A 22,828-nucleotide genomic window follows, 5' to 3' on the forward strand; every position below is an offset into this window, starting at 1 on the left:
GGCCCGGCTCAGGCCGCCGCCTCCGGCCCCCGGGAGTGGCGCTCCCCGCCGATGCGGGCCGCGCCGCGCTCGACCAGCTCGTAGAGCACGGGCACGAGGATCAGCGTCAGCAGCGTCGAGCTGATCAGACCGCCGATGACGACCATGGCCAGCGGCTGGGACAGGAAGGCCCCGCCGCCGGTCACCGCGAGGGCCAGCGGGGTCAGCGCCAGGATCGTGGCCGCGGCCGTCATGACGATCGGCCGCAGCCGGTGCCGGGCGCCCTCGACGACCGCCTCGTGCCGGTCCATGCCCCGGTCGCGGTACTGGTTGACCAGGTCGATGAGCACGATGGCGTTGGTCACGACGATGCCGATGAGCATGAGCAGGCCGATGAGCGAGGCCACGTCGAGCGGGAAGCCGGTGACGAGCAGCAGGGCGACGGACCCGGTCGCCGCGAACGGCACGGACACCAGCAGGATCAGCGGCTGGACCAGCGAGTTGAACGTCGCCACCATGACGAGGTAGACGATCGCGATCGCGGCCAGCAGCGCCAGCCCCAGCGAGCGGAACGCGGACGCCTGCTCGGCGCTGACGCCCCCGACCTCGACCTGGACGCCCTCGGCCACGTCGAGGTCCTCCAGGGCGGCGGTCAGCTCGGCCGTCGTCGCGCCGAGGTCGTCGCCGGAGGGGCGGCCCTCGACCGTGGCGGCCCGGAGCCCGTCGATGCGGGTGATGGAGACCGCCTCCTCGATCGTGGTCAGCTCGGCGACGTCGCCGAGCCGCACCGCCTCGCCGTCCTCGTCGGTGGCCACCTCCAGGTCCGCCAGGGCGTCCACGTCGGCCGCCTCGCCCTGGCGCAGCAGCACGTCGAGCTGCTGCGCGTCGAACTCGACCCGGCCCACGCGGGCCCCGTCGGTGGCGGCCTGGACGAGCTGCCCCAGCTGTGACTCCACGACGCCGACCTCGGCGGCGGCGGCCCGGTCGACCTCCACGCGGAGGGCGGGGACCGTGTCGGTGAGGTTGTTCGTCACGTCGGCCGCGCCGACCTGCGCCATCACCTCGGTCACCTGGTCGGCGGCGGCGCGCAGGTCGTCCTCGTCCTGGGCCTGGACGACCACCTCGAGGTTGGAGGTGCCCATCTGCTGGCCGGCGGCGGTGACGAGCGAGGCGCCCTCGGGCAGCTGCTCCTCGAACCGGGCGGCCATCGTCTCGCCGAAGGCCTCCCCCTCCACGCCCTCGACGAGGGTCAGCGCGAAGGTGGCGGTGTTGGCCCCGCTGCCCATGAAGACGGCCTCGATGCCCCCGGGGCTGCCGGCGACGACCTGGTAGGACTCGACCTCGTCCTGCTCGGCCAGCCACTGCTCGACCCGGGCGGCCTCCTCGTCGGTCTCCTCCAGCTGGGTGCCGGTCGGCAGGGTGAGGGTGGCCTGCAGGGTGTTCTCGCCGGAGCTGCCGATGAAGTCGGTCTTGAGCTGGGTGGCCGTCCACCCGGTCGCGACGAGCAGCAGGCCGGCCAGCCCGAGCGTCAGCCAGGGGCGGGCCAGGGCCGTGCGCAGGACGGGCAGGTAGGCCTTCTGCAGCCGGTCGGGGGAGTCGTCGGCGTCGTGGTCGGCACGCGCCCGGCCACCGTGGCGGCCCTTGCCGCCGAGGAACCAGAAGCCGAGGACCGGGACGATGGTCAGCGCCACGAGGAGCGAGGCGAGCATGGCCAGCGCCACGGTGACCGCGAACGGTCGGAAGAGCTCGCCGACCTGCCCGGTGACGAAGCCCAGGGGCAGGAACACCGCGACCGTGGCGATCGTCGCCGACGTGATCGCGCCGGCCACCTCGCGGGTCGCCTCGACGACGGCGGTGCGCCGTTCGTCCCCCCGGGCGATGTGCCGCTTGATGTTCTCGATGACGACGATCGAGTCGTCGACGACCCGGCCCACGGAGATGGTCAGCGCCCCCAGGGTCAGGATGTTGAGGCTGTAGCCCAGGGCCGAGAGCCCGATGAGGGCCAGCAGCAGCGACAGCGGGATCGACACGGCCGTGACCAGGGTCAGCCGCACCGAGAGCAGGAAGATGAGCACGACGAGGATCGCGAAGCCCAGGCCCAGCAGGCCCTCGGTGGCCAGGTCCTCGATGGACTTCTCGATGAACGGCGCCCCGTCGAAGACGGTGACCAGCTCGCCGCCGTCGAGGGCGGTGGTGATCTCCTCCTGCAGGTCCTCCAGGGCGCGGGAGACGTCGACGGCGTTGCCGTCCGGGGTCTTGGTGATGGCCAGCCCCACGCTGGGCTCGCCGTTGGTCCGGGTGTATGCGGTCGCCTCCCGCGTCTGCAGCGTCACCTCGGCGACGTCCCCGAGGGTGGGCACCTCCACGTCCCCGGCCTCGTCGGCCCCCGCCCGGGCCTGCTCGGCGGCGGCGGTCGCCTGCTCGGCCGCGGCGGCCGCGGCGGCGGCCTCCTGGGCCAGGGCCGGGTCGGTCGGGTCGGCCTGGGCGGCGGCGGCCGCCTCGTCGGCCGCGGTGCGGGCCTCCTGCGCGGCCCCCTCGGCCTCGGTGGCGGCGGCCCGCTGCTGGGCGGCGGCCTGCCGGGCCCCGACGGTGGCCTGCGTCAGCAGCGGCAAGGCCTCGATCTGCTCGACGGAGGTCAGCCGGGAGCCCACCTGGACGGGCAGCTCCCGGTCCCCGTCGAGCACCGTCCCGCCCGGGACGACCACGCCGTTGGTCTGCAGCAGCTGGGCCACGGCGCCCACGTCGGCACCCGCCTCGGCGGCCTCGTCCTCGTCCAGGTCGACGGTGACGATCCGGTCCGAGACGCCGGAGAGGGTGACCGCCCGGACGCCGTCGATGTCCTCGATCTCGGGCACGACGAGCCGTTCGAGCCGGTCGATGAGGTCCTGGGCGTCGCTGTCCGGCCCGCCGGACGCGGCCAGCTGGATGATCGGGAAGTCGTCCAGGTTGCCGGCGAAGATCTGCGGTTCGGCGCCGTCGGGCAGGCCGGTGGAGGCGGAGAGCACCGACCGCTGGAGCGAGGTCTGCGCGGCGCCCAGGTCGGTCCCGTAGTCCAGCTCGACGACCACCGAGGAGAAGCCGTCGGTGCTGGTGGAGGTCACCTCCACGACGTTCTGCAGGCCCTGGGCGACGATCTCCAGCGGCTCGGTGACCTGCTCCTCCACGACCGAGCTGCCGGACCCCGGCACGGCGGTGGTGATGGCCAGCACGGGGAACTGCAGGGAGGGGAAGAGCTCGCGCGGCAGCGTCACCGTGGACCACAGCCCGGCCAGGACGGCGAAGAGGGTGGTCAGGGCGATGAGGGCCCGGTTGCGGACGCTGAACAGTGTGAGGCGTGCCATAGGATGCCAAGCCTACGGCCAACGGTTAGCCTCTCCCTAAACGTTGGACACCCCCCCCTCGTCCCCGTCAGGAGGTGCACCCGACGTGACCCCGGTCCGGACCGACGCGCGCCGTCTCCTCTGCGAGCGGATCGCGGCCGCCGAGGTCGAGCTGCACGCCGTCGCGATGCGGCGGGTCGAGCCGGTCTCCACGTCGGCCGACCTCACCCTGCGGCAGCTGCAGGTCCTGGCCGTGCTCCGGGCGGCCCCGGGGTCCACCGGGCAGCAGCTCGCCGAGGCCCTCGGCGTGTCCACCCCCACCATGAGCGGCATCGTCGACCGGATCGCCTCCAAGGGCTGGCTGGACCGCGAGCAGGACCCGCAGGACCGGCGTCGCGTGCTCCTGCACCTGACCCCTGAGGCCGAGGAGATGCTCGCCGAGCTCGAGGTGCCCGTCCACCGGGTCAAGGCCCGCATCCTCGACCGGCTGGACGAGGACGACCTGCGCGAGCTCGCCCGGCTCACCGACCGGATGCGCGACGCCGCCCGCGAGGTCGAGGACGAGCGTTCCTGCGAGGCCGCCCGCGAGGTCGAGGACGAGCGCTCCCGCGAGGCCGCCGACGCCTGAGGGAACGCCGTCGGGGCCCGACCGGGAACCCTTCGCGAGCCGCCCCGGAGCTGCATACCCCTCGTGCCGTCCGTCGCCCCCGCGGCGTAGGTTTGGCCCCATGAACCGCACCGGCGCCTCCTCCTTCACGCCCCCCGCCTCTCCGGCCCACCTGCGCAACGTGGTCCTGGTCGGACCGCAGGGGACCGGGAAGAGCGCCCTCCTGGAGCAGTTGACCACCGGCCAGCTGGGCCACGTCAAGGAGGCCGAGGAGGCCTCGACCGACCTCGGCGTGGCGAGCACCGTCCACCAGGCCACCGGCACCGTCGTCACCGTCGTCGACACCCCCGGCCGGCCCGACTTCGTCGGCGACGTGCGGGCGGGGCTGCGGGCCGCCGACGCGGTCGTCTTCGTCGTGGCCGCCGGCAGCGGCATCGACGAGGCCACCCGCATGCTGTGGCGCGAGTGCGAGGCGCCCGGATCCCCCGCCTCGTGGCCGTCACCCAGCTGGAGCTGGCCCGGGCCGACTACGACCAGGTCGTCGAGGAGTGCCGCCGCCTGCTGGGCGACGCGGTCCCGCTGGCGCTGCCCGTGCTGGAGGGCCAGGAGCTGACCGGGGTCGTCGACCTGCTCGACCAGGTCCGCGTCGACGCCGACGGGTCCACCCGCGAGCTCGCCGAGGACGAGGCCGACGCGGTGGCCGACCGGCGCGCCACCCTCATCGAGACGGTCATCGAGACCTCCGAGGACGAGACCCTCCTGGACCGCTACCTCTCCGGGGAGGAGCTGGACCTGGAGGGGCTGCGCACCGACCTGCGGGCCGCCATCTCCACGGCCCGCTTCTTCCCGATCGTCCCGGTCCACCCGCCGACCGGCACCGGCGTGCCCTGGCTGCTCGACCTCGTCGTGGCGGCCTTCCCCTCGCCCGACCAGGCCTGGGTGCCGACCGTGACCACGCCCGACGCCCAGACCGTCCTCGAGGTCGCCGCCGACCCGGAGGCACCGCTCGTCGCGCAGGTGGTCCGGACGATGACCGACGCCTACGTGGGTCGGCTCTCGCTGGTCCGCATCTTCTCCGGGACGCTGCGCTCCGGCGACCGGCTGCACGTCAGCGGACACCTGGAGTGGGTCGTCGGGCACGAGGTCCCCGGCCACCCCGGCCACGACGAGGACGACGAGCGCGTCGGCCAGATCACGACCCCGGTCCCCGGGGGCGCCGAGGCCCGCGACTCCGCGATCGCCGGCGAGCTGGTGCTGGTGAGCAAGCTGTCCACCGCCGAGACGTCCGACACGCTCTCCTCCGGCGACCGGCCCGCGCTCGTCGAGCCCTGGCTGCTGCCCGAGCCGCTGCTGCCCGTGGCCATCAAGGCCGCGAAGAGCAAGGACGAGGACAAGCTGGCCGGTGCGCTGCAGCGCCTGGTCAGCGAGGACCTCACCCTGCGCCTGGAGCACAACCCCGAGACCCACCAGGTCGTGCTGTGGACCCTGGGCCCGGCCCAGCAGGAGGAGGTCCTCCAGCTGCTCGCCGAGCGCCACCACGTCGAGGTCGAGACCGAGCCGGTGCGCACCTCGCTGCGGGAGACCTTCGTGCGGCCCGTCCCGGTGCAGGGCCGCCTGGTCAAGCAGTCCGGCGGGCACGGGCAGTATGCCGTCGTCCAGCTGGAGATCGAGCCGCTCGAGCGGGGTGCGGGCTTCGAGTTCGTCGACAAGGTCGTCGGCGGCGCGGTGCCCCGGCAGTTCATCCCCTCGGTGGAGAAGGGCCTGCGCAGCCAGCTCGCCGAGGGCGTGCTCGCCGGCTACCCCTGCGTCGACGTGCGGGTTACCCTCGTCGACGGCAAGGCCCACTCGGTCGACTCCTCGGACATGGCCTTCCAGAACGCGGCCGGCCAGGCCCTGCGCGAGGCGGCCAACAGCTCCACCGTCTCCCTGCTGGAGCCGGTCGACCTCGTGGAGATCACCGTGGCCGACGAGTTCGTCGGTCCGGTGATGGCCGACCTGCGCGGACGCCGCGCCCAGGTCCAGGGCACCGAACCGGCCCCCGTCGAGGGCCACACGGTGGTCCGGGCCGAGGTGCCCCAGCACGAGCTGTCCCGCTACCCGATCGACCTGCGCTCGGTCTCCCACGGCTCCGGCAGCTTCACCCGGGAGTTCGTCCGTTACGACTACATGCCCGCCGCGCTGGCCCGGGAGATCACCGGCTGACGGACGCAGGGGTCACCGGCCGACCCGACCCGGGAGACCACCGGCCGACCTGGCCCCCGGTCGTCCTCCACCTGACGACCGGGGTCGGATCTGGGACCATGGAGGCATGTCCACCGTCGTCGTCCTCAGCCTGGTCTACGCACTCGTCGCGGTCACCGCGTTCGTGGCCGGCCTGGTGACCGACACCGGTCTCCTCCTGCTCCTGGCCGCGGCCGTGCTCATCGCCGGGGTCGTTCACGTGGCCACCCGCCTCCAGGGGCAGGGGCCCGTCCGGGTCAAGGACGAGCACGACCGGTCCGAGTCGATCGCCCGCCACGGCAACGTCCCCCCGGAGCGTCCGCGCGGCATGTGACGAGCCCGCCCTCCGCCGACCCTGAGGGGAGGCGGCAGGTGAGGTCGGGTGCCGGCGACCTGCATCGCCGTACACGCCGATGGAGGTCGCGACGAGCCGACCTCAGCGACGAGCGACCCGCCCCGTCAGGAGGCCGGCCGGCCGTGAACCCGTGTCCCCGGGCTCACGCGGCGGGCTCGTCGCCCAGGCCCAGGCGCGCGAGCAGGTGGCGAAGGTCCGGCTCGGCGCCCCGGAAGCGCCGGTAGGTCTCCATCGCCTCGATGGACCCGCCCCGCCCGAGGAGCTCGCGACGGAAGCGCTCGCCGGCGGCGCGCGTCATACCCCCGGGCTGCTCGTCGGTGCCCTGCGCGGTGAACCAGGCCACCGTGTCGGCGTCCATCACCTCCGACCACAGGTAGGAGTAGTAGCCGGCGGCGTAGCCCCCGCCGAAGATGTGGTGGAAGTAGGCCGACCGGTAGCGCGGCGGGACGAGCGGGAAGGCCACCCCGGCCCGCTCCAGCGCCGCGGCCTCGAACTCCTCCACGCCCGCGCCGTCGGCGGGCAGCTCCGCCAGCGGGGTCTGGTGCCAGGCCTGGTCGAGCAGCATCGCCTTGAGCAGCTCCAGGGTCCGGTATGCCGTCTCCTGGCGCTGCGCGACAAGCGCGTCCACCCACTCCTCGGGCAGGGGCTCGCCGGTGGCGTGGTGGCGGGCGTAGCGGCGGATCAGCGAGGGCTGGAAGGCCCAGATCTCGTTGACCTGGGAGGGGAACTCCACGAAGTCGCGCGGGACCGAGGTGCCCGAGCGCGAGGGGTAGCGCACGTCGGAGAGCAGCCCGTGCAGGTCGTGGCCGAACTCGTGGAAGAGCGTGATGACGTTGTCCCAGGTCATCAGGCTCGGCGAGCCCGGCGCGGGCGGCGGCACGTTGCAGGTGTTGGTGACCAGCGGCCGGTCGCCGAGCAGGGAGCTCTGGTCGACGATCGAGGTCATCCAGGCCCCGCCCTTCTTCGTGGGCCGGGTGTAGGGGTCGAGCACGACGGCGCCGAGGACGCTGCCGTCCTCCTCCCGCACCTCGAAGACCCGCGCCTGGTCGGTGTAGCCGACGAGCTCGGGCCGCTCGGAGAAGGTGATGCCGTAGAGGGCGGTCGCGGCGGCGAGGACGCCCTCGTGCAGCACCCGCTCGAACTCCAGGTAGGGCCGCAGCTTCTCCGGGTCCAGCGCCGACTCGGCGGCCTCCCGGGCGGCCAGGAACTGCCAGTCCCACGGCTCCAGGTCGGCCCCGGGGTCGAGGGTCTCCAGCCGGGCCCGTAGGGCGCTGGCCTCCTGCTCGGCGAGGGGCACGGCCCCGGCGGCGAGCCGGGAGAGAATCTCGTTGACGGCGTCGGTGCCGCCGGCGCAACTGGTCTCGTGGACGTAGGCCGCATGGTGCGGGTAGCCCAGCAGCGTGGCCCGCTCGGCGCGCAGCCGGGCGATCCGCACGAGCACGTCGCGGGTGTCGTGGTCGGCCTGCGTGCCCCGGCCCAGCCCCCGGTCGACCGAGGCGCGGAAGACCTCCTCGCGCAGCCCGCGGTCCTCCATCGAGGACAGCAGCGGCTGGCCCGTGGTGTTGACGATCGGGACCAGCCAGCCCTCCAGGCTGCGGGCCTGCGCGGCCTCGCGCAGCCCGGCCTTCTCGTCGTCGCTGAGCCCTCGGAGCCGCTCCTCGTCGACGACGTGCACCGCGGCGGCGTTGCGGCCCTCGACGAGGATCTGGTCGAACTGGGTGGTCAGCCCGGCGAGCTCGGCGTTGAGCTCGCGCAGGCGGGCCTGGTCGGCCGCCTCGAGGGTGATGCCGCCGCGCTCGTAGGCCCGCAGCGACTCGGTGAGCCAGAACCGGTCCTGCTCGTCGGCCTCCACCTCGCCGGCGTCGATCCGGTCCCGCAGGCCGGTGAGCCGGGCGTAGAGGTCGGCGTCCATGAGGATGGCGTCCTGGTGGGCGGCCAGGCGTGGGGAGAACTCGGCCATGATCGCGTCGCGCTCGGGGGTGGTGTCGGCCGACCGGGCGACCCAGAAGGCCGACAACGTCCGGTCCAGGGTGGCGCCGCTGCGCTCCCAGGCGTGCACGACGTTCTCCAGGGTCGGCGGCGCGGTGTCCTCGGCGATCGCGCGCAGGGCGGCCAGCTGCTCGGTCATCCCGACCTCGAGCGCCTCGCGGACGTGCGCCTCGGTCATCGTGGCGTAGTCGGGCAGCTGGAACGGCAGGGTCGAGGGGGCAAGGAGCGGGTTGGTCATGGGTCCCATCCCATCACGGCGCGTGCCCGGGGTCCTCCGGGCGGTGGCCGGCGCCCGGTCGGCCGCTCACCACCAGTCCGGCTCGGCGCTGTCCGGGGTGACGACCGGCCCGAACGGACCCACGGGCCGCCGGTGCCAGCACTCCCGCGTCGCGCGCAGCTCGGCCCAGGTCGTGTAGCGGTAGCGGTGGAGCACCGCCCGGACCGCCTCGGGCCGCCGCCCGTCGAACGGGTCGTGGGCAAGCAGCCGCAGCGTCGGCGGGTCGGCCTCGAGCAGCCGCCGCTGCAGCCGCGGGAGCCACGGGTAGGCGTAGCGGTGCGACAGCGCGGCGAACCACATGAGCCAGTCCAGGCGCAGGTGGTAGGGCGCGTACTGCCGCGGCCAGCGCCCCGGGAACCCAGGCTTGCCCCGGAAGCCGTACTCGCGCCATACCCCGCCGCTGTCCAGGCCCTCGAGCACGATCTCGTGGCGCACCTTCGTCACGCTGCCGAACGCGCCGTAGGTGTTGACCAGCCGCAGCGGGTCGAAGGAGGCGTTCATCGCCTGGCCCGGCGAGAGCAGGTTGACCACCGGCCGCCAGCTGAGCACCGCTACCAGCACGGTGAGCAGCACCACCGCGACCACCCAGGGGTATGGCGTCGCGCCGGCCTGCGTGGGCACGAGCCGGTCCTGCACGGGACCGGGGAGGAGCCAGGCCCAGACGGCGTCCGGCAGGACGGAGGCGGCCAGGACGATCGCCAGCCAGTTGAGCCAGGCGAAGTTGCCGCTGGCCACCAGCCACAGCTGGGTGACGAGCATGATCCCGGCGCTGACCCCCGCCACCGGCTGCGGCAGGAACAGCCCGAACGGCACGATCAGCTGGGTGACGTGGTTGGCGGCGACCTCCACCTTGTGCAGGGGGCCCGGCAGGTGGTGGAAGAACCAGGACAGCGGCCCGGGCATCGGCTGGGTCTCGTGGTGGTGGTGCAGGCAGGTGAGGTCGCGCCAGCAGCGGTCGCCGCGCAGCTTGATCAGGCCGGCGCCGAACTCGAGCCGGAAGAGCAGCCAGCGCACCAGGAGCAGCACGAGCAGGGGCGGCGCGACGGCGGCGTTGCCGAGGAAGATCGCCAGGAAGCCGACCTCGCACAGCAGCGTCTCCCAGCCGAAGGACCACCAGAGCTGCCCGACGTTGACGATCGAGAGGTAGAGCGCCCACAGCACCGCCCACACCGCCATCGAGGCGGCCAGGGGCAGCCGGGCGGTAACGCCGACGAGGGTGAGCAGGGCCAGTGCCGCGCCCGTCCAGGCGATGGCGAGGAAGAGGCGGTCGGACCACCACCGGTGGAACAGACTCGGCGCCTGCGCGAAGGTCGCGCGTCGCAGGAAGGTCGGTGCCGGCGTCAGCCGCGCGAGCCGATCAGCGCCGGCCCCTGCCGGGCCGCGGCGACGAAGGCGACGAGGTAGAGCGCGGCGAGCGCGTGCTGGAGCACCGCGCGCCCCAGCCATCCGTCGTCGGCGACGAACCACTCCATCCCTCGACGGTATGCCGTGCGCGCCCGGTCGGCACGCCGCATACAGTCGGTGCCCATGAGCGAGGACGCGACGACCCCGGCCGCCGACGGGAAGACCGAGGACACCGCCAGGGAGGCCGGCAGGGAGGCAGGGAAGGACAAGACGAAGGACGCCGAGCCCCGCGACCTGCTGGTCGAGACCCACCACACGCTGACGACCGACGACGGCGAGCTGAGCTACACGGCGCGCACCGGGCGGGTCGTGCTGCGCGAGGAGGAGGTCAAGGACGACGTCTTCCAGGGGTGGACGCCGCGCGCCGAGCTGGCGGTGACGGCCTACACCCTCGACCTGCCCGAGGGCGCCGACCGCAACGACCGGCCGGTGACCTTCGTCTTCAACGGCGGCCCCGGCTCGAGCTCGGTCTGGCTGCACCTGGGCGTGCTCGGGCCGAGGATCGTCGACGCCGGCGAGGTGGACGCCCCGACCCCGCCGCCCTACGCCCTGGCCGACAACCCGCAGACCCCGCTGCGCGCCACCGACCTGGTCTTCATCGACCCGATGTCGACCGGCCAGTCGCGGGCGGTCAAGGGCGGCAAGGCCAAGGACTACCACGGCTTCGGCAAGGACGTGGAGCAGGTCGCCGAGCTCATCCGGCTGTGGTGCACCCGCGAGGACCGCTGGATGAGCCCGAAGTTCCTCTGCGGCGAGTCCTACGGCACGACCCGGGCCGTCGCGGTCGCCGAGCACCTGTTCAGCCGGTTCGGGATGCAGCTCAACGGCCTGGTGCTCATCTCCAGCGTGCTCGACTTCACCACGCAGGACTTCCGCTACCTGCGCCACGACGAGGCCTGCCTGTCCTACCTGCCGACCTACGCGGCGGTCGCGCACGTCCACGGCAAGCACCCCGACCGGTCGCTGGGCGAGGTGGTCGCCGAGGCCGAGGAGCTCTCCGCCGGGCACTACCGCTGGGCGCTGGCCCGGGGCAACCGGCTCACCGAGGAGGAGCGGTCCTCGCTGGCCGCCGACCTCTCCCGGCTGACCGGCCTGTCGCAGGACTACCTGCTGAGATGCGACCTGCGGCCGGAGCACTGGCGCTTCTGCACCGAGCTGCTGCGGGACGAGGGCCGCACGGTCGGCCGGATCGACGGGCGGATCACCGGGGTGCTGCACTCCGGCGTCGCCGAGAACATGGACGCCGACCCCTCGATCGACGCCATCATGGGCCCCTACGCCGCCGCGGTCCACCACTACCTGCGGGGCGAGCTGGGCTCCGAGCTCGACCTGCCCTACGCCGTGTTCTCCGACGCCATCGAGCACTGGTCCTACAAGGAGTTCGAGGGCCGCCCGATCAGCGTCACCGACAAGCTGGAGCGCGTCATGCGCGCCAACCCGCACCTGCGCGTGCGGGTCGAGTACGGCTGCTACGACCTGGCCACGCCCTTCGGCGCGGCCCAGGACACGGTCGCCCACCTGCGGCTGCCCCAGCAGGCGCTGGACCGGATCGAGCACGCCTGGTTCGAGACCGGGCACATGCCCTACGTCGGCTCGGCGACCCGGGTGGCCGAGGCCGAGGGCATCACCGACTTCGTCCGGCGCGCCACCGGCTGACGGCGCGGCGCCGGCAGGGCCGCGACCTCGGGAAGGGTCAGGCGGGCCGGCGGCCCTCCTCGATGAGCTCCTTCACGTCCTCCTGCAGCCGGAGCCCGGCGCGGGCGCGAACGAAGGCGCTCACCGCATCCTCCTGCCCCGTCGCCGACTCCTCGGCATCGACCGTGCTGCCTCCAGACTAGTCCTCGACCGCCTGGAGGTCAGAGCTGCGGAGCGGGCACGTCGACGTCCGGGATCGGCTCGACCTCGAGCGGCTCGTGGGCGCCCTCCCGGTCGTCCGGCCGCTCGTCCAGCTTGACCAGGACCACCCCGGCCAGGATGAGCAGGCCGCCGAGGAGCTGCACGGCCGCCGGCAGCTCGGCCAGCAGGACCCAGGCCCAGAGCACGGCGAACATCACCTCGGTGAGCCCGACGAAGGAGGAGACCTTGGCGCCCAGGGCGCGGGCCGCGACGACGCCGGTGAGGTAGGCGATCGCGGCGGCGACCAGGCCCAGCCACAGCACCGGCACCCACCAGGCCACGGCATACCCCGAGACGGTGACGTCCACGGTGTCCCAGCGCATCGGGACCAGACCGACCGCGCCGGCGAGCAGGAGGGTGGCGGCACCGACGAGCAGGCCCAGGCAGGCGAACGCCAGCGGCGGCAGGCCGGTGGCGTCGTCGGCGCCGACGACGAAGAAGGCGGCCAGGCCGACCGCGGCGAACAGGCCCCACATGACCCCGATCCCGCTGAGCTGCGCGTCGCCGAGGACGTCGAGGACGAGGAGGAGCCCCAGCATCGCCACGCCGATCCCCCCGACGGTCAACGGGCGGGGACGCTGGCCGCGGACCAGCCAGAGCCAGCCGACGACGAGGATCGGGCCGAGGTACTCCAGCATGAGCGCCACGCCCACGGAGAGCCGCTCGACGGCGAGGAAGTAGAACAGTTGGGCGCCGGCGACCGCCAGGACGCCGAAGGTCGTCACGTGCGCCCAGGTCACCGGTCGGCGCAGCAGGTGCCAGTGCCCCCGCATGGACAGCGTCGCCGGGACCGCGAGGATGACCGCGCCCAGGACGATGCGGGCCGTCACCGCGGCGCCGGGGGACCAGCCCTCCACGAGCAGGCTCTTGGCGACGGCGCCGGAGCTGCCGAAGGTCACCGCGGACAGCACGGCCACGAGCAGGCCCAGGACGAGCACGCGCAGAGGGGTCCGGGTGGTGGCGGGCACGGCCTGCCGGTGGTCGATGGTCACGGGGTGACCCCCTCTCGTCTGTCATCATGGGTGTCGAGGAGTGATGGTCATGACGATACGCACGGGCAACGTCAGGAGTCAAGATGCTGTTCACCCATGACACCGAGATCGCGCTGCAGAGCGCGGCGGCGCTGGTGAACACGATGGGCCCGCCCGACACCCTGACCACCGACGAGCAGCTCGAGACGTTCGTACGCGACCAGGGGTGGTCGGGGGAGCTGACCGGCGAGCGGGTCGAGCTGGACGAGGTCCGGGCGTTGCGGCCGCGGCTGGCCCGGCTGTGGGAGCTCGACGAGGACGCGCTGGTGCCGCTGGTCAACGGGCTGCTGGCCGACGCGCGGGCGCTGCCGCAGCTGGTCGACCACGACGACTGGGGCTGGCACCTGCACGCCGTGCCCGACGACGCCCCGCTGGCCACCCGGATGGCGGTCGAGGCGGCGATGGCGATGGTCGACGTCGTCCGGGCCGGCGAGCTCGGCCGGCTGCGCACCTGCGAGGCCGAGGGGTGCGAGGCCGTGCACGTGGACCTCTCGCGCAACCGGTCCCGCCGCTTCTGCAGCACGGCGTGCGGCAACCGGATGGCCGCGGCGGCCTATCGTGAGCGGCAGGCCCGACAGGAGGACCCCGCATGAACGCTCCCGACCCCACGGACGGCCCGGGCCACGCCCCCGACGCCCACCACCGACGGCTCGCCTCCTCGACCCGTGCCGTCGCCCTCGGCCGCCCGCCGCGCGACCCGGGTGCCCCGGTCAACGTCCCGGTCACCTTCACCTCGACGTTCGTCGCCGACGGCCCGGTCGACTACGCCCGGGTGTCCAACCCGACGTGGGAGGCCCTCGAGGAGGTCCTCGGCTCGCTCGAAGGCGGCCGGGCGCTGACCTTCGCCTCCGGGCTGGCCGCGATCTCGGCGGTGGTCTCCCTCGTCCCCGTCGGCGGGGTCGTCGTCGCCCCGCGGCACGCCTACAGCGGCACGACCGCCCAGCTGGCCGAGCGCGCCGCCGCCGGCCTGCTCACCGTCCGCACCGTCCAGGCGGAGGACACCACCGGGATCGTCGAGGCCTGCGACGGGGCCGACCTGCTCCTGCTCGAGTCCCCGACGAATCCGATGATGGAGCTCACCGACGTGCGCGGGGTGCTGCGCGGGCTCGGGCAGAGGTATGGCGACACGCGCCCGGTCGTGGCGTGCGACAACACCTTCGCCACTCCGGTCGCCCAGCAGCCGCTGGGCTGGGGGGCCGACGTCGTGATGCACTCGGCGACCAAGTACCTCGCCGGCCACTCCGACACCCTGCTCGGCGCCCTCGTGACCGCACCGGGACGGGCGGACCTGGCCGAGCGGCTGCATACCCACCGCTCCCTGCATGGTGCGGTCCCCGGCCCGATGGAGGCCTGGCTGGTGCTGCGCGGCGTCCGGACGCTGCACGTGCGCCTCGAGCGGGCCGGCGCCACGGCCGAGCTGCTCGTCAACCGGCTCCTGGACCACCCGGTGGTGGAGGCGGTGCGCTACCCCGGGTTCGGGGCGATGGTCTCGATCGAGGTCGCCGGCGGCCCCGAGGCGGCCGAGCGGGTGGCGGCGGCGACCCGGCTGTGGACCCACTCCACCAGCCTCGGCGGCGTCGAGTCGCAGATCGAGCGGCGGCGCCGGCACCCGGCCGAGGTCGACAGCGTGCCGGAGTCGCTGCTGCGGCTCTCGGTCGGCGTCGAGGACCCCGAGGACCTGTGGGCCGACCTCGACCAGGCGCTGGAGGCGGCCCCGGGCTGAGGTGTGGCCCTACGATCGGGCCATGGCCATCTTCGCCGTCCACTACACCTACTCCGACGACGCCGCGGCACGCGACGAGCACCGCTCGGCCCACCGCGAGTTCCTCGGCGCCCTGGCCGACGAGGGGGTGGTGCTGCTCTCCGGCCCCTACGCCCCGGTCGACGGGGCGGCCGACGCCGCGCTCATCCTCGTGCGCGGCGACAGCGCCGCCGAGCTGGTCGAGCTCATGCGCGAGGACCCCTTCCAGCAGCAGGGGCTCGTCGAGCAGGTGGCCGTGCGCGAGTGGACGCCGGTGCTCGGGTCCTGGTTCGACGGTCCGCTGGCCGACGACCTGGGCTGAGCCGGCCCGTCCCGAGGAGCCCTACCCCTCGGCGGTGACGAACGTCCCGGCCCGGCCGTCGAGCAGCTCCTGGGCCTCCTCGAGGTTCCCGATCGCCGCGGCGACGCCTCGACCGCCGACCTCGACGAAACGGCATACCGCCTCCACCTTGGGCCCCATCGACCCCGCGGGCAGGTCCATCGCCCGCAGCTGCGCGGGGGTGGCCCGCCGGACCTCCCGCGCGTGGTCGGTGCCGTAGTCCTCCATCACCGCCGGCACGTCGGTGAGCACGACGAGGCGGTCGGCCTTGAGCCGGTGGGCCAGCACGGCCGCCGACAGGTCCTTGTCGATGACCGCCTCGACCCCGCGCAGGTCGCCGGTCCCCGTGCGCACCACGGGCACGCCCCCGCCGCCGGCGCAGACGACGATGATCGACTCGTCGAGCAGGTGGTCGATGAGCCGGGTCTCGATGATCTCCCGCGGGCGCGGCGAGGGGACGACCCGGCGCCAGTGCTCCCCGTCGCGCCGGACCTGCCAGCCGTTCTTCTCCGCCAGCGCGTGCGCCGTCTCCTCGTCGTAGACCTCGCCGACGAACTTGGTCGGGTCGGCGAAGGCCGGGTCGTCGGCGTCGACGAGGGTCTGGTTGAGCACGGCGGCGAACTGGCGGTAGGGCCGTTCGTTGCCGATCGCCTGCAGGATCCAGTAGCCGATCAGCCCCTGCGTCATCGCCCCGAGCGCGTCGAACGGGTAGGGCTGGGTCAGCCGCGCGTCGTTGGCCGACTCGATCGCCAGGACGCCCACCTGCGGGCCGTTGCCGTGGGTGATGACGACCTCGTGGTCGTCGGTCAGCGGCGCCAGTGCCCTCATGGCCCGGCGGATGTTCTCCGCCTGCGCGTCCGCGTCCGGCACCTGGCCCCGTTGCAGCAGCGCGTTCCCGCCGAGGGCGACGACGATCCTCATGCACGGAGTATGCCGTGGGGCGCGCCGCGGCGCGCCGTGCCGGTCGGTGGGGGTCGGCCGGGGGTCCGGTCGGATGCCGGTGGCCTGGTGCCGCTGTGCGACGCTGGGGCGGTGAGCGAGCCCATCTCTCCCGCGCCCCCGGCCGCGACCGCCGGACCGCCTCGATCGCCTGGGCGGTCGCCGTGATCGTCGTGGCCCTGGTCAGCGCGTTCATCGCCTGGCTGGCGATCGGTGGTGGCGGGTCGGACGACGCCGCCGGCAGCGACCCGTCGGTGAGCGCGCCGCCGACGACCAGCGACCAGGACGGCTCGGCGGACGACGCCCCGGCCGCCGGTCCGGACGACGCCGCGGCCACCGGTCCGGACGACGCCGCAGCCACCGGGCCCTCGCCGGAGGTCGCCGAGCTGATGATGGGCCTGCAGCGGCGGGACGCGGACGACCCGCTGGCCGTGGGCGACGTGGACGCGCCGGTCGTCATGATCGAGTACGCCGACTACCGCTGCCCCTACTGCGCCCGCTTCGAGCTGGAGACACGGCCGCAGCTGCAGGACCTCGTCGACGACGGGACGCTGCGGATCGAGTTCCGCGACTTCGTCATCTTCGGCGAGGAGTCGCACGCCGTGGCGGTGGCCGTGCGGGCCGCGGCGGAGCAGGGCGCCGAGCACGGCCTGGCCTACCAGGAGACCGCCTTCGCCCGGTCGACCAGCGGGGAGGCGACCCTGACGCAGGACGACCTGATCGCGTTGGCCGAGGAGGTCGGCGTGCCCGACGTCGAGGCCTTCACGGCCGCGCTCGACGACCCCGAGCTCGCGGCGGCCGTCGACGCCGACACCGCCGAGGCCAGGTCGCTGGGGCTCAGCTCGACCCCGACGTTCCTCGTCAACACCGCCGTCGTCCAGGGGGCCGAGTCGGCCGAGCACTTCCGCGGGGTCGTCGCCGAGCAGCTGGAGCAGGCCGGCGCGGACGGCTGAGCCCGGGCTCGCGTGACGACCTTCGGCCCTCCTGGGGGCCACGAACGGTCGAGCGAGATCGCGGACGCCAGGTCCGTCATCATGGATCGGTGCGTGTCTTCGTCGCCGTCGTCCCGCCCGCCCCGGTCGTCGAGGCCGTCGAGGAGTTCCTCCAGCCCCGTCGCGACGCGCTCGCGGCGGAGGGGCGCTGGCGCTGGACCCGGGCCGAGCACCTCCACCTCACCCTGGCGTTCGTGCCCGACCTCGACGCGTGGCGGGAGGAGGAGCTGATCGCCGCGGGCGAGGAGTTCGCCGCCCGGCAGCAGCCGCTCGAGGTGCGCCTCTCCGGGGCCGGAGCCTTTCCCGACCCGGGTGCCGCCCGCGTGCTGTGGGCCGGGGTCGACGAGGAGCGTCCGGGCACCCTGGCCGACTGGGCTGCCGGCACCCGCAGGGTCCTCTCCCGGGCCGCGCCCGCGTCGAGGGCACCCGGTTCACGCCGCACGTCACGCTCGCCCGGTCGGTGGGCGGCCGGCACGCGGCCGGCCACCTGCTGCAGGCCCTGGACACGCTGCGGACCCCGGCGTGGAGCGTCGACGAGCTCGTCCTGGTCGCCTCCTGGCTCGGGGAGGGGCCGAACAGGACGCCGCGGCACGAGGTGCGGCACCGCTGGCCGCTCGGGAAGGACCGCGCCTGACGGCTACGGCGCCGTCGCGTCCTCGGGCTCGCTCGTGGTGGCGTCGTCGTCCGGCCCGGTCGTGACGCCCGCCCCGTCCGGACCAGCCGTGACCGCCACCCCGTCCGGACCGGCCGTGACGGCGTCGTCGTCCCCTGGCTCCGTCACCTCCACCGGCTCGACCTCGGCCGGGACGAACTCGTCCACCGGCCCGGTCACGACGCCCAGCTCCGGCCCGCAGGAACGCCCCTGCGGCGGGTCCGGCTGCAGCGTCCGCCCGTTGAGGAGCCGCACGTCGTCGAACTGCGGCCGCCCGGACACCAGGTTGCGGTAGCTGTAGCGCGCCAGGCTCACCACCGAGCAGTCCTGCCCGACGGTGAGGATGTCGAAGCTGTAGGGCTGGCTCAGCAGCTCGCCGGCGGTCTCCGGGTCCTCCTCGGCGGCCTCCTGGGCCTGCTCGGTCAGCGGCGGCAGCCGGAACTGGTTGACCAGCCCGCCACCGGTCAGCGACCCGACCTGCAGGTGCTGCCCGTCGATCGCGGGGACGTGCATGTGCCCGTTGAGCGTCAGCGCGCCGGCGTCCACCCGCTGCGCGGCGTAGGGCTGGTGGGTGACGACGAGGTCGGTCGGCGCCAGCCCGTCGGTGGCCTCCCGGAACTGTTGCGCCGCCTCGGCCTGCTCCCCGGCGAAGTCGTCCGACCGCTGGTTGAAGAAGCGCACGTCGTTGAAGCCCGACACCGAGACGCCGTGGACGTCGGTCCGGACGTACTCCCCGTCCGTGGGCTCCAGCAGCACCACGTTGGGCACCTGCGCCATCCGGCGCAGGAGCCCCTCGTCGGTGGCGGACACGGCGTCGTGGTTGCCCCGGACGAAGATGTAGGGCACGCCCAGCGACTCGATGCCCTCGTAGATCCCGGTCAGCTCCCCCTCCCGCGCCTGGCCGAAGTTGACCAGGTCGCCGGTGTCGATCACCGCGTCGATCCGCTCGGTGGCCACGATCTGCCGCAGCAGCGGGTACTGGTCCATCCCGTGGATGTCGCTGACCAGCAGGAACCGGGCGGCGGCCGGCCGGTCGACCGTCTCGGGGGTGAACTCCTGCCGCAGGGCGTCCGAGAGCGCCAGCAGGTTGGTCACGTAGACCGCGCCCTGGTCGGCCTTGCTGGAGAGCGAGTCGAGGATGCCGGCGTTGGTCTGCACGAGGGAGAGGACCGAGGTGGTCCGGAACTCGGCGACCTTCCCGGTCCGGTAGGTCAGGTAGGCGGACGCGCCGGGCAGCGCCAGCGCCAGCGCGGTGGCCCCCGCCGCGGCGGCGACGACGTGACCGGCGTGGCGCGGGCGGGACACGGCATACGTGAGCAGCACCAGCAGCGAGGTGACCAGGGCGCCGGCCGCGAACTTCCAGGCGACCTCCCGCACGCCGGTGTCGATGGCCGTGCGCAGCTCCTCCTGGCTGGGCTGGAGGTTCTCGGTGGTCAGCCGGCCGGAGCGGATGAGGTCGGTGACCCGGTCGCGCACCTGCACCTGCCCGGTGAGCCCGGGCGCCGGCAGCGGTCCGTCGAAGCTCATCACCACGTCGCCGACGACGGTGGGCACCTGGATGGTCGAGTCCAGCCGGGGCTCGACGGACACGTCGGCGGTGAAGTACTCCGTCTCCACGTGCACCGGCCACAGCTGGGTGGTGGCGACCCCGCCGACGACGGCCATGAGCGTGAGCAGCATGACGACCAGGGCTCGCCACAGACCGGCGGCCATGCCACGGGTGATGCGCTCACGGGTGCTCATCGCACGGGTCAGCGTAGCCGTGGGTCGATGGGTACCGTGGGGGCGCGCGCCCTTGGGGGCTCGCCGGACCGTCGAGGAGGACGCATGGACGCCGACGTCGTCGTGGTGGGGGCCGGGCTGGCCGGCCTGGTCGCCACCGCCGAGCTGGTCGCCGCCGGGAGGAGGGTCGCGCTGGTGGACCAGGAGTCGACCCGGCACCTCGGCGGCCAGGCCTGGTGGAGCTTCGGCGGGCTGTTCCTCGTCGACACCCCCGAGCAGCGGCGCATGGGCATCGCCGACACCCGCGACCTGGCCTGGCAGGACTGGACGGGGACGGCAGGGTTCGACCGGCTCGGGCCCGGCGGCGAGGACGGCTGGGGGCAGCGCTGGGCCCGCGCCTACGTCGACTGGGCCTCCGGGGAGAAGCGGGCCTGGCTGCGCGAGCGGGGGGTCCGGTTCTTCCCGGTCGTCGGCTGGGCCGAGCGTGGCGACGGCACCGCGACCGGCCACGGCAACTCGGTGCCGCGGTTCCACATCGTCTGGGGCACGGGCCCGGCGATCGTCGAGCCCTTCGAGCGCCAGGTGCGGGCCGGCGTCGAGGCGGGCCTGGTCACCCTGCACGGACGGCACCGGGTCACCGGGCTGGTGCTCACCGACGGGGCGGTCACCGGGGTGCGCTGCGACGTGCTCCGCGAGGACGGGGTGGAGCGGGGTATGCCGTCCACGCGCGAGGTGGTGGGGCAGGCCGAGCTGTCCGCCCAGGCGGTCGTGGTCACCAGCGGGGGCATCGGGGCGAACGCCGACCTGGTCCGCCGGTTCTGGCCGGACCGGCTGGGGACGCCCCCGCAGGACATGGTCACCGGGGTCCCGGCCTACGTCGACGGGTCCATGCTCGACCCCGTCGCCGACGCCGGGGCCAGGCTGGTCAACCGCGACCGGATGTGGCACTACACCGAGGGCCTGGCCAACCACGCGCCCGTGTGGCCGGGGCACGGCATCCGCATCCTGCCCGGGCCCAGCTCGCTCTGGCTGGACGGGTCGGGGCGACGGCTGCCCGCGCCGTACTTCCCGGGGTTCGACACCCTCGGCACCCTCGCCCACCTGCGGACCGCCGAGGGTGCGCGGGAGCACGACCACTCCTGGTTCGTGGCCACCCGGACGATCCTGGGCAAGGAGTACGCCCTGTCCGGGTCCGAGCAGAACCCCGACCTGACCGGGCGGTCGGTCCGGGGCGTGCTGGGGCGGGTCACCACCGACGTCCCCGGGCCGCTGCGGGCGTTCGTCGACCACGGCGCCGACGTCGTCGAGGCGGACACCCCGGAGAAGCTGGCCGCGGTGATGAACGCGCTGGTCGGGGACGGCGACGGGCACGGGGAGGGGCTGGTCGACGGCGGTCGGCTCCGCACGCTGCTGGAGGCGCACGACCGGGAGCTGGACAACGACTACGGCAAGGACCTGCAGACCGCCCTCGTGCGCGCCGCCCGGCGCTCGCGGGGGGACCGGCTCGTCCGCACCGCCCCGCCGCACCGCTTCCTCGACCCCGACCACGGGCCGCTCGTGGCGCTGCGGCTGCGGGTGCTGACCCGCAAGACGCTCGGCGGCGTCCAGACCGACCTGGACTCGCGGGCCCTGGACGCCCAGGGCGACCCGGTGCCCGGGCTCTACGCCGCCGGCGAGGTCGCCGGGTTCGGCGGCGGCGGGGTGCACGGCTACCGGTCGCTGGAGGGCACCTTCCTCGGCGGCTGCCTGTTCAGCGGCCGGGCGGCCGGGAGGGCGCTGGCCCGCGACCTGTGACGACAGCGCCGTGGCGGTCCGGGCGCGGGCGGCCGGAGGTGTGGTTGGCTGGCGTCCATGGACATGGGGACGCTCCGGCGCAAGGCCGGGACCGCGGCGCTGGTCGGGTTCCGGGTCATGCCCGGGCCGCTGAAGCGGGCGGCCGTACGGGTCGGTGCGCCCAGCTACACCGTCGGGGCGGTCTGCGTGCTGGAGCACGAGGGCCACGTGCTCTTCCTGTGGCAGCCGCACCGGGAGGGCTGGAGCCTGCCGGGCGGCCTGCTCGGCAAGGGCGAGGAGCCCGAGGACGCCGTGCGGCGCGAGGTGGCCGAGGAGGTCGGCGTGGACATCGACCCCGGCGACCCTGTCTTCATCCGCGTCGACGCCGTCGACCAGGGGATCGACGTCGTCTTCCGGGTCCGGCTGGACCGCCGGCCCGAGCTGACCCTGGCCACCGAGGCCCGCAAGGCGCAGTGGTTCACCCCCGAGAAGCTGACCGACGCCGACCGGGACACCCGCGGCATCCTCGAGCTGCTCGCCGGCCAGGGCCGCGAGCGGCGGGAGGGCCGGCTCCTCGAGGGCTGACGGCACCTCAGCCGGGGGCGACCTCGAGCAGGATCTTGCCGACGTGGGCCGAGGCCTCCATCTCCTCGTGGGCCCGGGCGGCCTCGGCGAGGGGGTGCCGGGACTGGATGACCGTCCGGATCCGCCCCTGCTCGACCAGCGGCCAGACGTGCTCGCGCACGGCCGCCACGATCTGCGCCTTGCCCTCGACCGGTCGCGAGCGCAGCGAGGTCGCGATGACGCGGGCCCGCTTGGCCAGCAGGGCCCCCAGGTCCAGCTCGCCGCGCCGGCCGCCCTGCAGCCCGATGACCACGAGGCGCCCGTCCTTGGCGAGGAGGTCGACGTTGCGCTCGAGGTACTTGGCGCCCACGACGTCGAGGATGACGTCCGCGCCCCGCCCGTCGGTCGCCTCCCTGACCTCGTCCACGAAGTCCTGCGTGCGGTAGTTGACCAGCACGTCCGCCCCCAGCTCGCGGCAGGCCGCGAGCTTCTCCTGCGTCGACGCGGTGACCGCCACGGTCGCGCCGAGGGCCTTGGCGACCTGGATGGCCATCGTGCCGATCCCGCTGGAGCCGCCGTGGATCAGCACGGTCTCGCCCTCGCCCAGCCCGGCCTCCATCACGAGGTTGCTCCACACGGTGCAGGCCACCTCGGGCAGCGCCGCGGCGTCGGCCAGCGGCACGCCGGCCGGCACGGGCAGCAGCTGGCCGACGGGCACGGCGACGTGCTCGGCATACCCGCCTCCGGCCAGCAGCGCGCAGACCTCGTCGCCCACGCTCCAGCCCGCCTCCTCGCAGCCGGGGCCGAGCTCGACGACCCGGCCGCTGACCTCCAGCCCGGGCAGCTCGGAGGCCCCCGGCGGCGGCGGGTAGAACCCCTTGCGCTGCATGACGTCGGCCCGGTTGACCCCGGCGGTGACCACCTCGACGAGGACCTCGCCCTGCCCGGGCTGCGGCCGGTCGACCTGCGCGGGGACGAGGACGTCGGCCTCGCCGGGACCGGTGATGGTGACGGCGTTCATCTGCGG

General features: G+C 74.2%; 20 protein-coding genes and 1 pseudogene. 13 read left to right on the top strand and 8 right to left on the bottom strand.

Annotation, left to right across the window (positions count from 1 at the left end):
• Window positions 1–8: 8 nt before the first annotated feature.
• Window positions 9–3,320, bottom strand: a complete 3,312-nt coding sequence (locus BJF81_RS02225) for an efflux RND transporter permease subunit (protein ID WP_075956982.1) — start codon at window positions 3,318–3,320, stop codon at window positions 9–11.
• An 85-nt stretch (window positions 3,321–3,405) separates the two neighbouring features.
• Here BJF81_RS02225 and BJF81_RS02230 point away from each other — a divergent pair, with 85 nt between their 5' ends.
• The 4 genes from BJF81_RS02230 (at window position 3,406) to BJF81_RS02240 (ending at window position 6,460) form a co-directional block, all read left to right on the top strand.
• On the top strand, window positions 3,406–3,927 hold the full coding sequence (locus BJF81_RS02230; RefSeq protein WP_075956983.1) for a MarR family winged helix-turn-helix transcriptional regulator: 522 nt from the start codon (window positions 3,406–3,408) through the stop codon (window positions 3,925–3,927).
• Window positions 3,928–4,027: 100 nt separating this feature from the next.
• Complete coding sequence (locus BJF81_RS18880; RefSeq protein ID WP_237769967.1) at window positions 4,028–4,519, top strand: GTP-binding protein; 492 nt, start codon at window positions 4,028–4,030, stop codon at window positions 4,517–4,519.
• A 416-nt stretch (window positions 4,520–4,935) separates the two neighbouring features.
• Window positions 4,936–6,108 (top strand): EF-Tu/IF-2/RF-3 family GTPase, encoded by a 1,173-nt coding sequence (locus tag BJF81_RS18885; protein ID WP_237769973.1) that lies wholly within the window; start codon window positions 4,936–4,938, stop codon window positions 6,106–6,108.
• A gap of 106 nt (window positions 6,109–6,214) precedes the next feature.
• The gene (locus BJF81_RS02240) at window positions 6,215–6,460 is read left to right on the top strand and encodes a hypothetical protein (RefSeq protein WP_075956984.1); all 246 of its coding nucleotides are present in this window, start codon (window positions 6,215–6,217) and stop codon (window positions 6,458–6,460) included.
• A gap of 163 nt (window positions 6,461–6,623) precedes the next feature.
• Here BJF81_RS02240 and BJF81_RS02245 read toward each other — a convergent pair whose 3' ends face one another.
• From BJF81_RS02245 to BJF81_RS20705, 3 genes are all read right to left on the bottom strand, one after another.
• Window positions 6,624–8,708, bottom strand: coding sequence for a M3 family metallopeptidase (locus BJF81_RS02245; RefSeq protein ID WP_075956985.1), 2,085 nt, complete (start codon window positions 8,706–8,708; stop codon window positions 6,624–6,626).
• Window positions 8,709–8,774: 66 nt separating this feature from the next.
• On the bottom strand, window positions 8,775–9,923 hold the full coding sequence (locus BJF81_RS02250) for a lipase maturation factor family protein (RefSeq protein ID WP_342447048.1): 1,149 nt from the start codon (window positions 9,921–9,923) through the stop codon (window positions 8,775–8,777).
• A gap of 164 nt (window positions 9,924–10,087) precedes the next feature.
• Complete coding sequence (locus tag BJF81_RS20705) at window positions 10,088–10,276, bottom strand: hypothetical protein (RefSeq protein WP_342447045.1); 189 nt, start codon at window positions 10,274–10,276, stop codon at window positions 10,088–10,090.
• On the opposite strand from BJF81_RS20705, the gene BJF81_RS02255 reads away from it, so the two are divergent.
• Window positions 10,275–11,807, top strand: a complete 1,533-nt coding sequence (locus tag BJF81_RS02255; protein ID WP_075956986.1) for a S10 family peptidase — start codon at window positions 10,275–10,277, stop codon at window positions 11,805–11,807. The genes BJF81_RS20705 and BJF81_RS02255 overlap by 2 nt on opposite strands.
• 200 nt (window positions 11,808–12,007) lie before the next feature.
• Here BJF81_RS02255 and BJF81_RS02260 read toward each other — a convergent pair whose 3' ends face one another.
• The gene (locus BJF81_RS02260) at window positions 12,008–13,039 is read right to left on the bottom strand and encodes an EamA family transporter (protein ID WP_083663927.1); all 1,032 of its coding nucleotides are present in this window, start codon (window positions 13,037–13,039) and stop codon (window positions 12,008–12,010) included.
• Window positions 13,040–13,122: 83 nt separating this feature from the next.
• On the opposite strand from BJF81_RS02260, the gene BJF81_RS02265 reads away from it, so the two are divergent.
• From BJF81_RS02265 to BJF81_RS02275, 3 genes are read left to right on the top strand one after another with little or no spacing between them, the layout of a single operon-like run.
• Complete coding sequence (locus tag BJF81_RS02265) at window positions 13,123–13,671, top strand: CGNR zinc finger domain-containing protein (RefSeq protein ID WP_075956987.1); 549 nt, start codon at window positions 13,123–13,125, stop codon at window positions 13,669–13,671.
• Window positions 13,668–14,801: a trans-sulfuration enzyme family protein gene (locus BJF81_RS02270; RefSeq protein WP_075956988.1), complete on the top strand. Its 1,134-nt coding sequence runs from the start codon at window positions 13,668–13,670 to the stop codon at window positions 14,799–14,801. The genes BJF81_RS02265 and BJF81_RS02270 overlap by 4 nt, the downstream gene beginning before the upstream one ends.
• A gap of 22 nt (window positions 14,802–14,823) precedes the next feature.
• The gene (locus BJF81_RS02275; protein ID WP_075957017.1) at window positions 14,824–15,141 is read left to right on the top strand and encodes a YciI family protein; all 318 of its coding nucleotides are present in this window, start codon (window positions 14,824–14,826) and stop codon (window positions 15,139–15,141) included.
• A 21-nt stretch (window positions 15,142–15,162) separates the two neighbouring features.
• On the opposite strand, the gene arcC is transcribed toward BJF81_RS02275, so the two are convergent.
• Window positions 15,163–16,080 carry a carbamate kinase gene (gene arcC, locus BJF81_RS02280; RefSeq protein ID WP_075956989.1) on the bottom strand — a complete coding sequence of 306 codons (918 nt, stop codon included), beginning with the start codon at window positions 16,078–16,080 and terminating at the stop codon, window positions 15,163–15,165.
• A 95-nt stretch (window positions 16,081–16,175) separates the two neighbouring features.
• On the opposite strand from arcC, the gene BJF81_RS02285 reads away from it, so the two are divergent.
• The 3 genes and pseudogenes from BJF81_RS02285 (at window position 16,176) to BJF81_RS20710 (ending at window position 17,724) form a co-directional block, all read left to right on the top strand.
• On the top strand, window positions 16,176–17,051 hold the full coding sequence (locus BJF81_RS02285; RefSeq protein WP_083663928.1) for a DsbA family protein: 876 nt from the start codon (window positions 16,176–16,178) through the stop codon (window positions 17,049–17,051).
• Between the two features lie 89 nt (window positions 17,052–17,140).
• Window positions 17,141–17,410 (top strand): annotated as a pseudogene (locus BJF81_RS21305) (2'-5' RNA ligase family protein); the annotation flags it as partial.
• A 140-nt stretch (window positions 17,411–17,550) separates the two neighbouring features.
• Window positions 17,551–17,724: a hypothetical protein gene (locus tag BJF81_RS20710; RefSeq protein WP_187345489.1), complete on the top strand. Its 174-nt coding sequence runs from the start codon at window positions 17,551–17,553 to the stop codon at window positions 17,722–17,724.
• Window positions 17,725–17,727: 3 nt separating this feature from the next.
• On the opposite strand, the gene BJF81_RS02295 is transcribed toward BJF81_RS20710, so the two are convergent.
• The gene (locus tag BJF81_RS02295) at window positions 17,728–19,485 is read right to left on the bottom strand and encodes a metallophosphoesterase family protein (RefSeq protein ID WP_075956990.1); all 1,758 of its coding nucleotides are present in this window, start codon (window positions 19,483–19,485) and stop codon (window positions 17,728–17,730) included.
• Between the two features lie 84 nt (window positions 19,486–19,569).
• On the opposite strand from BJF81_RS02295, the gene BJF81_RS02300 reads away from it, so the two are divergent.
• Together BJF81_RS02300 and BJF81_RS02305 are read left to right on the top strand one after the other, a co-directional pair.
• Complete coding sequence (locus BJF81_RS02300) at window positions 19,570–21,258, top strand: FAD-binding dehydrogenase (RefSeq protein ID WP_075956991.1); 1,689 nt, start codon at window positions 19,570–19,572, stop codon at window positions 21,256–21,258.
• 57 nt (window positions 21,259–21,315) lie between these two features.
• Window positions 21,316–21,822 (top strand): NUDIX domain-containing protein, encoded by a 507-nt coding sequence (locus tag BJF81_RS02305; protein ID WP_083663930.1) that lies wholly within the window; start codon window positions 21,316–21,318, stop codon window positions 21,820–21,822.
• A gap of 7 nt (window positions 21,823–21,829) precedes the next feature.
• Here the strand turns inward: BJF81_RS02305 and BJF81_RS02310 are convergent, their stop codons facing one another.
• Window positions 21,830–22,822: an NAD(P)H-quinone oxidoreductase gene (locus tag BJF81_RS02310; protein WP_075957019.1), complete on the bottom strand. Its 993-nt coding sequence runs from the start codon at window positions 22,820–22,822 to the stop codon at window positions 21,830–21,832.
• Between the last annotated feature and the right edge of the window lie 6 nt (window positions 22,823–22,828).

The organism is Ornithinimicrobium sp. CNJ-824, from assembly GCF_001942405.1.
Classification (GTDB): domain Bacteria; phylum Actinomycetota; class Actinomycetes; order Actinomycetales; family Dermatophilaceae; genus Ornithinicoccus; species Ornithinicoccus kibberensis.

Coding starts and splice junctions, on each gene's coding strand:
- BJF81_RS02225 (WP_075956982.1), bottom strand. CDS start 3,320: ATGGCACGCCTCACACTGTTCAGCGTCCGCAACCGGGCCCTCATCGCC.
- BJF81_RS18880 (WP_237769967.1), top strand. CDS start 4,028: ATGAACCGCACCGGCGCCTCCTCCTTCACGCCCCCCGCCTCTCCGGCC.
- BJF81_RS18885 (WP_237769973.1), top strand. CDS start 4,936: ATGACCGACGCCTACGTGGGTCGGCTCTCGCTGGTCCGCATCTTCTCC.
- BJF81_RS02240 (WP_075956984.1), top strand. CDS start 6,215: ATGTCCACCGTCGTCGTCCTCAGCCTGGTCTACGCACTCGTCGCGGTC.
- BJF81_RS02245 (WP_075956985.1), bottom strand. CDS start 8,708: ATGACCAACCCGCTCCTTGCCCCCTCGACCCTGCCGTTCCAGCTGCCC.
- BJF81_RS02250 (WP_342447048.1), bottom strand. CDS start 9,923: ATGGCGGTGTGGGCGGTGCTGTGGGCGCTCTACCTCTCGATCGTCAAC.
- BJF81_RS02255 (WP_075956986.1), top strand. CDS start 10,275: ATGAGCGAGGACGCGACGACCCCGGCCGCCGACGGGAAGACCGAGGAC.
- BJF81_RS20705 (WP_342447045.1), bottom strand. CDS start 10,276: ATGGGCACCGACTGTATGCGGCGTGCCGACCGGGCGCGCACGGCATAC.
- BJF81_RS02265 (WP_075956987.1), top strand. CDS start 13,123: ATGCTGTTCACCCATGACACCGAGATCGCGCTGCAGAGCGCGGCGGCG.
- BJF81_RS02270 (WP_075956988.1), top strand. CDS start 13,668: ATGAACGCTCCCGACCCCACGGACGGCCCGGGCCACGCCCCCGACGCC.
- BJF81_RS02275 (WP_075957017.1), top strand. CDS start 14,824: ATGGCCATCTTCGCCGTCCACTACACCTACTCCGACGACGCCGCGGCA.
- arcC (WP_075956989.1), bottom strand. CDS start 16,080: ATGAGGATCGTCGTCGCCCTCGGCGGGAACGCGCTGCTGCAACGGGGC.
- BJF81_RS02295 (WP_075956990.1), bottom strand. CDS start 19,485: ATGAGCACCCGTGAGCGCATCACCCGTGGCATGGCCGCCGGTCTGTGG.
- BJF81_RS02300 (WP_075956991.1), top strand. CDS start 19,570: ATGGACGCCGACGTCGTCGTGGTGGGGGCCGGGCTGGCCGGCCTGGTC.
- BJF81_RS02305 (WP_083663930.1), top strand. CDS start 21,316: ATGGACATGGGGACGCTCCGGCGCAAGGCCGGGACCGCGGCGCTGGTC.
- BJF81_RS02310 (WP_075957019.1), bottom strand. CDS start 22,822: ATGAACGCCGTCACCATCACCGGTCCCGGCGAGGCCGACGTCCTCGTC.